The sequence below is a fragment of the Zestomonas carbonaria genome, assembly GCF_904061905.1.
Classification (GTDB): domain Bacteria; phylum Pseudomonadota; class Gammaproteobacteria; order Pseudomonadales; family Pseudomonadaceae; genus Aquipseudomonas; species Aquipseudomonas carbonaria.
The window spans coordinates 1-12,306 of record NZ_CAJFCI010000054.1 but is presented as its reverse complement, the minus strand read 5'-3'; the positions used below and the strand labels follow the sequence as shown (position 1 = coordinate 12,306).

9 protein-coding genes are annotated in these 12,306 nt (G+C 71.1%); all 9 read left to right on the top strand.

The genetic code is table 11. The annotated features are described in order from the left end of the window. Window positions 1–3: 3 nt before the first annotated feature. The 9 genes from PSEWESI4_RS13360 (at window position 4) to PSEWESI4_RS13320 (ending at window position 11,854) form a co-directional block, all read left to right on the top strand. Window positions 4–2,292: a phage tail sheath family protein gene (locus PSEWESI4_RS13360; protein WP_187671701.1), complete on the top strand. Its 2,289-nt coding sequence runs from the start codon at window positions 4–6 to the stop codon at window positions 2,290–2,292. 63 nt (window positions 2,293–2,355) lie between these two features. Beyond that, the gene (locus PSEWESI4_RS13355; protein WP_187671700.1) at window positions 2,356–2,880 is read left to right on the top strand and encodes a phage tail protein; all 525 of its coding nucleotides are present in this window, start codon (window positions 2,356–2,358) and stop codon (window positions 2,878–2,880) included. A 53-nt stretch (window positions 2,881–2,933) separates the two neighbouring features. After that, window positions 2,934–3,644, top strand: coding sequence for a hypothetical protein (locus PSEWESI4_RS13350; RefSeq protein WP_187671699.1), 711 nt, complete (start codon window positions 2,934–2,936; stop codon window positions 3,642–3,644). After that, window positions 3,641–4,393, top strand: a complete 753-nt coding sequence (locus tag PSEWESI4_RS13345) for a hypothetical protein (RefSeq protein WP_187671698.1) — start codon at window positions 3,641–3,643, stop codon at window positions 4,391–4,393. Before PSEWESI4_RS13350 ends, PSEWESI4_RS13345 begins: the two co-directional genes overlap by 4 nt. Then, a complete protein-coding gene (locus PSEWESI4_RS13340; protein WP_187671697.1) occupies window positions 4,390–5,715 on the top strand; it encodes a DUF4255 domain-containing protein in 1,326 nt (441 codons plus the stop codon). The genes PSEWESI4_RS13345 and PSEWESI4_RS13340 overlap by 4 nt, the downstream gene beginning before the upstream one ends. After that, window positions 5,712–7,592, top strand: a complete 1,881-nt coding sequence (locus PSEWESI4_RS25290) for an AAA family ATPase (RefSeq protein WP_187671696.1) — start codon at window positions 5,712–5,714, stop codon at window positions 7,590–7,592. Before PSEWESI4_RS13340 ends, PSEWESI4_RS25290 begins: the two co-directional genes overlap by 4 nt. Continuing rightward, window positions 7,589–7,843, top strand: a complete 255-nt coding sequence (locus PSEWESI4_RS13330) for a hypothetical protein (protein WP_187671695.1) — start codon at window positions 7,589–7,591, stop codon at window positions 7,841–7,843. Before PSEWESI4_RS25290 ends, PSEWESI4_RS13330 begins: the two co-directional genes overlap by 4 nt. A 4-nt stretch (window positions 7,844–7,847) precedes the next feature. Beyond that, entirely contained in the window at window positions 7,848–11,201 is a 3,354-nt protein-coding gene (locus PSEWESI4_RS13325) for an eCIS core domain-containing protein (protein WP_187671694.1), read from the top strand. After that, window positions 11,198–11,854: a hypothetical protein gene (locus PSEWESI4_RS13320; RefSeq protein ID WP_187671693.1), complete on the top strand. Its 657-nt coding sequence runs from the start codon at window positions 11,198–11,200 to the stop codon at window positions 11,852–11,854. The genes PSEWESI4_RS13325 and PSEWESI4_RS13320 overlap by 4 nt, the downstream gene beginning before the upstream one ends. Window positions 11,855–12,306: the final 452 nt, after the last annotated feature.

The following is a 12,306-nucleotide window of genomic DNA, read 5'->3' as shown; positions in this document are numbered from 1 at the left end:
CCCATGCCTGCCCAACTCAGCTACCCCGGCGTCTATATCGAAGAACTGCCCAGCGGCGTGCGCACCATCACCGGGGTCGCCACGTCGGTGGCGGCCTTCCTCGGCTCGGCGCCGCGCGGGCCGATCGACAGGGCGGTGCGCCTGTTCAGCTTTGCCGATTACGAGCGCCGCTTCGGCGGGCTGGCCGTCGATTCCGAGATGGGCTACGCGGTGCGCCAGTTCTTCCAGAACGGCGGCACCGAGGCCTATGCGGTGCGCATCGTCAAGGACGCCACCGCCGCCGAGGCCACCCTGGCCAGCGCGGCGGCGGTCGACGTGCTGAAGGTCGAGGCGCTGGACGCCGGCACGGCCGGCAACGGCATCGAGGTGCGCGTCGACCACCGCACCGGCAACCCGGGCAGCACCTTCAACATCGCGTTCATCCGCGCCGCCGACAATGTCGCCGAGGTCTACGAGAACCTGTCGATGAACTCGGCGGACAGCCGCTATGCGCTCGACCTGGTCAACGGCGTGTCGCAATTGGTCAAGCTGACCCGCCTGCCGAACCAGGCGGCTCTCGACGCCCTGCCCAACGGCGTATCGCTCGGCGGCAGCCTGGCCGACGTCGCCACCTTGCTGGACGCCAACCACAACGAACTGCGCGTCAGCGTCAACGGCCTGCCGCCGGTCAAGGTGGTGATCGCGCTGCCGGCGGACATCGCCGGCGGCACGGCGACCCAGCGGCTCGACAGCCTGTGCGCGGCGATCCAGGCCAAGGTGCGCGCCCAGGCCAACAGCCAGGCGGCCTACGACACCTTCGTCTGCGAGCGGCCGGCCAGCACCCAGGTCATCCGCATGCAGTCCGGCGTGGCCGGCGAGTTCTCCAGCGTGCGGGTGCTGCCGGGGCAGAAGAACAACGCCAGCGTGGTGCTCAAGTTGGGCAGCGACGCGGGCGGCAGCGAGATCGACGGGGTGGCCGCGATCCGTCCCCGGCCGGTGCCCGATCCCGCCACCCTGACCAGCGACGTGTTCGCCGCCGCCGACCTGAACGCCTTGCCCGACGCCACCCACACCAGCCTGCGCATCAGCCTCGACGGCTACGGCCCGGACGTGGTCGGCATCGGCGACGCGCTGGCGGCCGGTGCCAACCTGGCGGCCAAGCTGGGCGACGTGGCGGCGCGCCTGCAAGCCGCGGTGCGCGCCCTGAAGCCGTCCAACCCGGCCTACCAGCACTTCACCGCCAGCGTGCAGGGCGGCAACCGCCTGGTCCTGGCCACCGGTACCCAGGGCGGCGCTTCGAGCATCGTGGTCACCGCCGCGCCGCTGAACAGCATCGCCGCCGAACTGCACCTGCTGGCCGGCTCGACCACTTCCCAGCCGGTCAACCTGACCCTGCAGGGCGGCACGGAAACCCCCTACGGCGAGGCGGACGTCTACCCGGCGTTCATCGCCGACCGCGCCAGCCGCAAGGGGCTCTACGCCCTGGAATCGGTGGACCTGTTCAACATCCTCTGCCTGCCCGGCGTCACCGACACCGGCGTGCTGATGGACGCCGCCGCCTACTGCGAGGAGCGCCGCGCCTTCTTCGTCATCGACGCGCCGCCCGCCGCCGTGACGCCCGAGCAGATGGTCGCGGCGGTCTCCGGCACCGCGCTGCCGAAGTCCGACCACGCGGCGGTCTACTACCCCTGGATGTACATCGCCGACCCGCTGAAGAACGGCAAGCTGCGCCTGACCCCGCCCTCGGGCACCATCGCCGGCCTGTACGCGCGCACCGACGGCGACCGTGGCGTGTGGAAGGCGCCGGCCGGCACCGAGGCGACCCTGGTGGGCGCGCAGGCGCTCGGCTACGCGCTGACCGACGGCGAGAACGGCAGCCTCAACCCGCTGGGGGTCAACTGCCTGCGCACCTTCCCGGTGTTCGGCGCGGTGTCCTGGGGCGCGCGCACCCTGCGCGGCGCCGACCAGATGACCTCCGAGTACAAGTACGTGCCGGTGCGCCGCCTCGCCCTGTTCCTCGATGAGAGCCTGTACCGGGGCACCCAGTGGGTGGTCTTCGAGCCCAACGACGAGCCGCTGTGGGCGCAGATCCGCCTCAACCTCGGCGCCTTCATGAACGGCCTGTTCCGCCAGGGCGCGTTCCAGGGCCGCACGCCGCGCGAAGCCTATCTGGTCAAGTGCGACCGCGAGACCACCACCCAGGACGACATCAACCGGGGCGTGGTGAACATCCTGGTGGCCTTCGCGCCGCTCAAGCCGGCGGAATTCGTGGTGATCAAGATCCAGCAACTGGCCGGGCAGATCCAGGTGTAACGCGAGGAGAACCCGTGCCCCGCCGGGGCACGCCTGCCGCAAGCCACTCGAGGGAGAACACAGATGGCCCAGTTCACCGTCAACGCCCAGCGTTTCGATCCGTACAAGAACTTCAAATTCCGCGTGAAATGGGACGGCCGCTACGTCGCCGGGATCAGCAAGGTCTCGGCCCTCAAGCGCACCACCGAGGTGGTCAAGCACCGCGAAGGCGGCGACCCCAGCACCAGCCGCAAGTCGCCGGGGCGCACCGAGTTCGAGGCCATCACCCTGGAGCGCGGGGTGACCCACGACAGCGAGTTCGAGAAGTGGGCCAACAAGGTCTGGAACTTCGGCTCCGGGCTGGGCGCGGAAGTCTCCCTCAAGGACTTCCGCAAGGACCTGATCCTCGAGCTCTACAACGAGGCCGGCCAACTGGTCCTGGCCTACAAGGTGTTCCGCTGCTGGGTCAGCGAGTTCCAGTCGCTGCCGGACCTGGACGCCAACGCCAACGCCGTGGCCATCGCCCGGCTCAAGCTGGAGAACGAGGGCTGGGAACGCGACTACGAAGTGGCCGAGCCCAGCGAACCGAGCTTCACCGAGCCTAGCTGACCCGCATGGACTGATGGCCTGCGCGGGCTTCCCGCGCCACAGGGAGATCGACCTTGAGCGCACTCACCGCCGCCGACTGGCTACAGGCCTGGGAACACAGCCAGGGCTTGCCGCCACCCCTGCGTCCCTGCGCGCTGCTGGCGCCGCTGCTGGAGGGTGGCGCGGAGGCCGCCGAGCGCCTGCCGCTGGGCCGCCGCGACAGCCAGTTGCTGGCGCTGCACGGCGCCCTGTTCGGCCCTCGACTGAGCGCCACGGCGGATTGCCCGGCCTGCGGCGAGCGCCTGGAGCTGGCGCTGGATTGCCACGCGCTGCGCCTGGACGCGCCGGAGCCGGACCCGCAGGCGCAGGCCGTCGCCTGGCAGGGGCGGACCTTCCATTACCGCCTGCCGGACAGCCGCGACCTCGCCGCCATGGCCCGCGCCGGCGACCTCGACCAGGCCCGCGCGCTGCTGTTGCGCCGTTGCCTGGGCAGCGACTGGGCCGATGACCTGCCGGCCGACTTGCAGGCCGAGCTGGCCCGCGCCATGGCCGAGGCCGATCCGCAGGCCGCCACCGAACTGGCCTTGAGCTGCCCGGCCTGCGGCGAGCAGTGGAGCGAGCTGTTCGACATCGGCGCCTACCTCGACGAAGCCTTCGGCCAATGGGCCGAGCGACTGTTCGACCAGGTCCACCTGCTGGCCTCGGCCTACGGCTGGAGCGAGGCACAGATCCTCGCCCTCGGCCCGGCGCGGCGGGCCCGCTACCTGGCGCGGGTGCTGGCATGAGCGACCATCTGGCGACCCTGGCGCGCCGCGCCCTGCAACCGGCGCGCATCCGCCCGCGCGGGCAGTCGCGCTTCGAGAGCGACGCACTGGCGCCGCTCGGCCCGGAGCTTGCGCACGAACAGCCCGGCGTGCCGCTCGAACCGGTGGTGGCACAGCCCGTCGTGATGCCCCGGCCGGACATGCCCGCGCCGCTGGAGCCGCTGCTCCCCACGCCGCGCCAGGCCGAGCCGCCGCCATTTGCGCGCAGCCGGGAACCAGCCCCGGCACCGCCCGTGCCAACCCCGCTGCGCGAACCAGTGCGAGCGGAGCCGCCATTGCCGCAAGCCGCCGTCCCGACCCGCGAGCCGCTGCCACCGCCTCCCGCCGAACGCCAGCCCGAGCCGCGCCTGGAGTGGGTGGAGCGCCTGCACAGCGAGCGCGAGGTGCATGAGCGTGTCGAGCTGCGCCAGGAACGCCTGGAAAGCCGGGAGACCTTGCAGGAAGTGCTCGAGCGGCGGATCGAACGACTCGTCCCGCTGGACATGCCAACCCCGCCGCAGGCCGCGCCCGTCCCGGGCATCGCGCCTGGGCCGGCCGCCGCCCGCGCGGAGCCGCCGCGGATGGCGGCGCCGAAGGTGGAGATCAGCATCGGCCGTATCGAAGTGCTGCCGCTGGAAGGCACGGCCGCGCCGCGCCGTGACGAGGCGCCGAGACGGCAGGCGGCGCAATCGCTGGACGACTACCTGCGCGAACGGGGAGGGCGGAAATGAGCACCGCCCTGGGCATCGCCGCCACCGCCGCGGTGTTGCAGCAACTGCTGCAGAGCGGTTTCGCCGCCCTCAAGCTGGAGGACGTGCTGGGCGCCAACGCGGTGGCCGTCACCTGCATCCCGCCCGAGCGCATCCCGGCGGACAGCGCCGCCAGCCAGCTCAACCTGTTCCTCTACAACCAGACCCGCAACCCCGGCTGGACCAACCTCGACCTGCCGAGCCGCGACAGCCGTGGCGAGCGCATCGCCAACCCGGCGCTGGCCCTCGACCTGCACTTCCTGATCGCCGCCTACGGGGTGGCCGATTTCCATGCCGAGATCATGCTCGGCGCCGCCATGCAGATTCTCCACGACACGCCCGGGCTCGGCCGCGAGGCGATCCGCGAGGCCCTGATGCCGGCGCCGACCAAGCCCAACCTGCCCAACCAGTTGCAGCTCGCCGGCCTCGCCGATCAGGTCGAGCAACTGCGCATCACCCCGCTCAACCACAACACCGACGAGGTGTCGCGCATCTGGGCGGCCTTGCAGACCCCGGCGCGGCCGAGCGCCGCCTATCTGGTCAGCGTGCTCCTCCAGCAGTCGACGAAGAGCCAGCGCACGCCGCTGCCGGTGCTGGGGCGCAACCTCTACGTGGTGCCGCTGCGCGCCCCGCGCCTGGACCGCGTGGAGTCCGCCGCCGGCCTCGGCGCGCCGATCCTGCCCGGCGGCCTGGTGCGGGCCAGCGGCGCCAACCTGGCGGCGCCGCAGGTCCGCCTGCTGGTCAACGGCGAGGAATTCGCCGGCGGTGTGCAGCGCCTGGAGAAGGACGAACTGGAATTCGCCTTCGCCCTCGGCAATCCGCCGGCCATTCCCGATTCCCTGCGCGCCGGCGTCTGCACCCTGCAACTGGTGCATCCGCAACTGATGGGCTCGCCGCCGCAGCCCCACGGCGGGCAGGAGTCCAACCTGGCGGCCTTCGTGCTCAACCCCGAGGCGACCTTCAACGTCCTGCCCGGCGCCAACAGCACGGTGGTGGATGGCGTCACCTACCGCAGCGGGGCGATCGCCATCGACTGCGTGCCGCGCATCGGCACTCGCCAGCGGGTGCGCCTGCTGCTCAACGAGAAGGACCCGCCGGCCAACCGCCCGGCGCGCGCCTACAGCTTCTCCGCCAGCGACGGCAACGGCATCGTCGCGCCGGCCGAGAGCACCGCCCAGGTCAGCGTGGAATACCGCAACGTGGCGCAGGGCAACTACCTGGCGCGGGTGCAGGTGGACGCCGGCATCAGCCCCTTGCAGCTCGGCGCCGACGGACGCTTCGCCGGGCCGGAGGTGCAGCCATGAGCACGCGCCGCGAACTGGCCGACAACCGGCGCCTGCTCGCCACGGCGCTGGATGCCTTCGCCGATTACCTGGCGCGGGCCCTGGCCGGTGAGCCGACGCCGCTCGGCACCTACCTGGAAACCCCGCCGGCGCTGGCCGCCCTGAGCCAGCGCCTGGGCCTCAACCGCTTCGAGCAGGACGTGCTGCTGCTGGTCGTGGCGAGCGAGCTGGACGCGCGCTTCCGCATCCTGCTGGCCCAGGCCCAGGGCGACGAAGGCAAGCCCTGGGCGAGCTTCGACCTGGCCCTGGCGCTGCTCCCCGACCCTGACTGGGGCGCGGTGACCCCGGTGGGCCGCCTGCGCCGCTGGTGCCTGCTGGAACTGGCCGGTGGCGGCGGGCCGTTGCAGGCGCGGCTGGTGGTGGACGAATGCATCCTCCACCAGGTGGCCGGGCTGAGTTACCCGGACCCGCGCCTGGAGCCCTGGTTCCGGCCCGTGCCGGGCACCGTGGCGAACGGCGGCGACCCGGACATCGCGCGGCTCGCCGAGCAGTGGCAGGCCGCGCCGAACCTGGCCGCGACACCCATCGCACGGCTCGAAGAGGGCGACGGCGAAGCCTTCGCCAGGTCCCTGGCCGCGCAACTGGAGCTGCGCCTGTACCGCCTGCACGGCAGCGAGTTGCCGGCCGCGCGCGAGGAACGCGAGCAACTGGCGCGCCTGTGGGAACGCGAGGCGCTGCTGCGCGGCGCCTTGCTGTGGGTCGAGGTCGAGCACCCCGAGCCGGACCGGGCGCGGCGCCTGGCAGACTTCCTCGACGGCCTGCAAGGGCTGGTGCTGCTCAGTGGCGAAGGCAGCCTGGCGCTGCGCCGCGGGCAATGGCGGGTGGACTGGCGGGCCGGCGACGCGGCCGGTCGCCAGGCGCTGTGGGAGCAGGCGATGGGCGAGCGGGGCGCGGGCATGAACGGCCGCCTGGGCGCCATCGCCGAGCAGTTCCAGTTGTCCGCCGCGAGCATCGCGCGTATCGCCGGCGACTGGAACGGCACCCCGGAACAACTCTGGGACGCCTGCCGCCGCGAGGCGCGGCGCGACCTCGACCAGCTCGCCCAGCGGGTCGACAGCCACGCCGGCTGGGACGACCTGGTGCTGCCCGAGCCGGCGCTGGCCAGCCTGCGCACCCTGGCCGCCCAGGTTCGCCAGCGGACCCGGGTGTACCGCGACTGGGGCTTCGCCGCGCGTGGGGCGCGCGGGCTCGGCATCAGCGCGCTGTTCGTCGGCGGTAGCGGCACCGGCAAGACCCTGGCCGCCGAGGTGCTGGCCGGCGAGCTGCGCCTGGACCTCTACCGCATCGACCTGGCCGCGCTGGTCAGCAAGTACATCGGCGAGACCGAGAAGAACCTCGCCCGGCTGTTCGCCGCCGCCGAACGCAGCGGCGCGATCCTGCTGTTCGACGAGGCCGACGCGCTGTTCGGCAAGCGCAGCGAGGTGCGCGACAGCCACGACCGCTACGCCAACCTGGAAGTCAGCTACCTGCTGCAACGGATCGAGACCTACCGGGGCCTGGCGATCCTCACCAGCAACCTCAAGCAATCCATCGACAACGCTTTCCAGCGCCGCCTGCGCTTCATCGTGCAGTTTCCCTTCCCCGACGCCGAGGCGCGCGGCGCGATCTGGGCGCGGGTGTTCCCGGCCGACACGCCGCTGGCCGGGCTGGACCTCGGCAAACTGGCGCGCCTGTCGCTGTCCGGCGGACACATCCGCAACCTGGCGCTGAACGCCGCCTTCCTGGCCGCCGACGAGGACCGCCCGGTGTCCATGCGTCACCTGCGCTGCGCCGCCGAAGCCGAGTTCGCCAAGCTGGAGAAACCGCTGGCGCCGGCCGACATGGGGGACTGGTCATGAAGGCCCAGCCGTCGCTGTCCCTGCACATCGGCAGCCTGGCCCTGCCGGGCTACTCGCCCCGCGACGGCGCACGGCTGGCCGGCGCCTTCGAGCGCGAGCTGGGCCGCCTGCTGGCCGCGCAACCCTTGCCGAGCCAGGGCTTCCACGCCGAGGCGTTGCAGATCCCGCGCTTCCGCCGCCAGCCCGGCGAGCGCCCGGAACTCACCGGCCGGCGCCTGGCGCGGCTGATCGCCGAACGGTTGGGGGACTGAGGCCATGGTCGAGCGCGCCGTCACCCCGCGAGCCGAGCGCGAGCCGCCGCCCGCCAGGAGCGCCGCGCGTGGCCTGCTGCTGCAACGCAAGTGCGCCTGCGGCGGCAACGCCGGCCCCGGCGGCGAGTGCGAGAGCTGCGCGGCCGGGCGCCTGCAACGCCATGCCGCCGCGCCGGCACGGAAGCTGGACGGCCTGCCGACGTCGGTCGACGACACCCTGGCGCGTCCCGGCCGGCCGCTGGACGCCGAGACCCGTGGCTTCATGGAGCAGCGTTTCGACAACGACTTCTCCGGCGTGCGCATCCACGACGACAGCGCCGCGGCGGCCTCCGCGCGGGAGGTCGACGCGCACGCCTACACCGTGGGCCAGCACATCGTCTTCGCCGACGGCCAGTACCGGCCGCACAGCGCGGATGGCCGCCACCTGCTCGCCCACGAGCTGGCGCACACCGTGCAGCAACAGGGCTTGCAGCGCGCCGGCACCAGCAACCTGGCCGACCAGGGCCCGGAGTACCAGCGCCTGGAGCGCGAGGCCGACCACGCCGCCGAGCGGGTGATGCGCGGCCAGCCGCTGCCCGGCGGGGCGCTCAGCCAGGGCGGCCGGCGCCTGTCGCGGCAGCCGGCGAAGCCGGGCGAGGAGGCCGGCAAGTCCGAGGAACACCGGGTCGGCGCGCGCTACAAGGATGTCGAGGTGGAGACCGGCCACCAGGTCAAGCCGGAGAAGACCTTCGTCGGCAAGCAGAAGGGCAAGGACGCCGAGCTGGCTTCCTTCGAGGTGGACTACCTGGAGCTCCACGAGGTGAAGGGGCCGGTGCTCAAGGAATGGCAGGCCAAGGCGCGGGCCAGGGCGTTGCGCGCCATCGTCACCATGCAGGGCACCAAGGCCCAGGAAGCCGGGTTGTGGCAGGTGCGGGTGAGTTCCGAGGAGCTGCGCAACCGCTGGGTCAACAAGCGCGGCTGGAAGACCGGCGACGCCCTCGACGAAGCCTGGAAGCAGGCCTTCCAGAAAGCCACCGGCGAGACCGCTGCCGATGCCGACGGATTTCCCCGCGCCAACGGCCGCGCCTGCGAGATGGACCACATCATCGAGTTGCAGGTGGGCGGCGACAACACCCAGGACAACATCCAGATTCTCGACCGCACCGAGAACGGCATGAGCGGCAGCCTGATCAAGCAGCAGGTGTTCGGCCTGGCGCAGAGCATCGCCGGCAAGATGGACGAGGCGGGCGAGCCGCTGCCGCAGCAGATCCGCCTGGTGTTCAAGGAAGCGCGGATGCCCAGCGCACCGGTCTGCGAGGCCTGCTGCAAGACCGCCCAGAAGCTCGGCAAGCCGACCCAGGAGGGCAAGGCCGACAAGTCCACCGAAATCCTCATCGACTACCCGATCATGGCCGGCGGCAACACCGTGGTGCTGCGCATCAGCGAGAAGACCAGGACCCCGGCGATCTTCGAGTCGGACGTGCCGGAGAACAAGGCCGGCGCGGAGATCATCCCCGGCCTGCTGCTGATGACCCTGCGCCGGGTCGGCAAGGGCAAGGACACCATCAGCGCGGTGGTCGACAACCGCGACCGCTCGCGCCTGCCGATCAGCATGCCGGGCAAGGGCACCGGGATCATCCTCAACGTCGCCGAGGACGGCAGCCTGAAACTGTCCGAGGCGGCGCGCAAGAACGCCGGCGTCGCCTTCACCTACGACTACCTCAGCCCCGGCCGCTTCACCAGCCTGGAGCTGGTGCCCGGCGGGCTGGCCGGCGAGGGCTTCATCACGCCGAGCAAGGTGCCCTTCCTCAAGCGCCTGGACGTGGCCTTCTCGCCGGAGTACTTCCGCCTCAAGGCGCCGCTGGACAAGAGCAAGCTGCAACCGCCGTTCCCCGGCGCGAAGCTCACCGAAGCCTCGCTGGCCCTCGAACTGGCGCCCAAGCTCAAGCCGGTGGGCACCATCGCCTTCGAGTTCGGCGGGGCGCGCAAGGTGGCCGCCGCCAAGGTGGAAGTCAGCGCCGACGAGAACGGCCTGCTGCTGAGCGGCGACCTGTTCGCCTACCTGCCCGGCGTGGACGAGGCCAAGGGCAACGTGACCTGGAAGGGCGGCGAGTGGAGCGGCGGGGTGCACATCGAGTCCGGGCAGATGGCCGGCAAGATTCCCTACGTGAAGAGCGGTTCGGTCGACGTGTTCCTCGCCAAGGGCCGGATCGACGCCAGCGGCAAGGTCAAGCTGGAGCTGCCGGGCGGCAACGAGGCGGACCTGGAGCTGAAGTACGCGCAGAGCCGCTGGGTGTTCAGCGGGCGCGGCAGGATCAAGGTCAAGAGTCCCTACCTCAAGCCGATCGAGGCCGGCATCTGGTACGACGGCGAACTGTTCCGCGCCACCGGCAAGGCCGGCTTCGCCTTCTCCGGCCTGGATGGCACGCTGGACGCCACCTACGAGCGCAAGGGCGACAAGGAGACGGTCCACGGCAAGGGCGACATCAAGATCGACAAGGGCCGCGCCAAGGGCAGCATCAGCATCGTCCTGCATCCCAGCCAGAAGATCACCGGCACCGGCAAGCTCTCCTACGAGATCAAGAAGGACCTGGTGGCCAGCGCCGGCATCACCGTGGACGAGAACCAGCGGATCACCTTCGACGGCGAACTGAGCTTCCCCGACATCCTGCTGTTCAAGCGCTTCCCCGAGGTGGAGAAGGACAACACCATCTTCAAGGCGTCCGGCAGCATCCCCATCCCCGGTGCTTCCATCGGCCCCATCGGCCTCAAGGTCAGGCTGTGGGGCAGCCTCGGTTACTACTACTACGTCGGCCCGGGCAAGCTCACCGGCGTCAAGGCGGCGGTCAGGTTCAGCCCGTTCGAGGACAACCCCGACTTCAGCTTCAACCTCAAGGCCAAGGCCAGCATCCCGGCGGGCGGCGGCATTCGCGGCAAGGTCGGCGCCGACGTGGTGATCGACGCCTACATCGCCGAGATCGGCGGCGGCCTCAACGTCACGGCCAGCGCCGGCCTGGAGGGCAAGGCCGAGCTGGGCGGCGAGATCGCCTACTCCAAGGACAAGTTCAGCGTCGACGCCAGCGCCTACATCGGCGCCGCGGTGGTCATCGCCGCCGCCCTCAACGCGCGGGTCTACGCCGAGGCCGGGGTGTGGAAGTTCAAGGTGCGCACCGAGAAGACCTGGAAGCTGGCCGGCGGCGAGTTCGACACCGGGCTGCGCTTCGGCGCACGGATGCCGCTGCACTACGACAGCGTCGAGGGCTTCCGCATGCCCAGCCTGTCCGACATCAAGCCCGAACCCGCCACGCTCGCCCTGGACCCGCAGAGCCTGCTCGGCAACCTGTTCGGCAAGGCCAAGACAGAGGAGCGCGAGGCATGACCGGCTACAGCCAGTCGCCCAAGGTGCTCAAGGGCGGCCTGATCCTCATCGACCCGGAGAGCGGCGCGGTGCAGCGGGTGATCGCCCTGCAATACAACCCCGACATGCTGACCCGCAGCCTGCAACCTCAGGGCGTCGGCGGGACCGCCACGCAGAGCGAGCCCCTGCGCCTCAAGGGGCCGCCGGTGGAAACCATCAAGCTGGACGCCGAGATCGACGCCACCGACCAGTTGGCGTTCCCCGAGCAGAACAGCAGCGCCGTCGAGGTGGGCATCCACCCGCAACTGGCGGCGCTGGAAACCATCGTCTACCCGGACAGCGGCGCGCTGATCCGCAACAACACCCTGGCCATGGCCGGCACCCTGGAGATCGTCCCGGTGCAGGCGCCGCTGTCGCTGTTCGTGTGGAGCCGCGAGCGCGTGCTGCCGGTGCGCATCACCGACTTTTCCATCGTCGAGGAAGCCTTCGACGTCAACCTCAACCCGATCCGCGCGCGCATCAACCTGGGCATGCGCGTGCTCAACATCAACGACCTCGGCTTCGGCGACAAGGGCGGGCATTTGTACATGGTCTACCACCAGAACCGCGAACGCCTGGCGGCCAAGGCCTCCAGCGCGGCGTTGGCGAGCCTGGGGTTGAGCAGTTTGTTTTGAGGGGAGGGCGCGGCCACGTAGCCCTGCGCGGACCTGACCGTTCGCACGGGCCAGTCCCCTCTCCCATTCATGAGAGAGGGCTAGGGAGAGGGGCGAGGCGTCGGAGGTGCACGGAACCCGGCCCCTCTCCCCCGGCCCCTCTCCCGGAGGGAGAGGGGAGCAAAGCGGTACGGAGGTGAGCGCAGCCGTAGTGCTCACCCGCAACACCGGACAGTCCCCTCTCCCATTCATGGGAGAGGGCTAGGGAGAGGGGCGAGGCGTCGGAGGTGCACGGAAGCCCCGGCCCTCTCCCCCGGCCCCTCTCCCATAAATGGGAGAGGGGAGCAAAGCGGCCAGCAGCACCGCGTGGACCTGACCGTCCGCACGGACCAATCCCCTCTCCCATTCATGGGAGAGGGCTAGGGAGAGGGGCGAAGCGTCGGAAGTGCACGGAAGCCCCGCCCCTCTCCCCC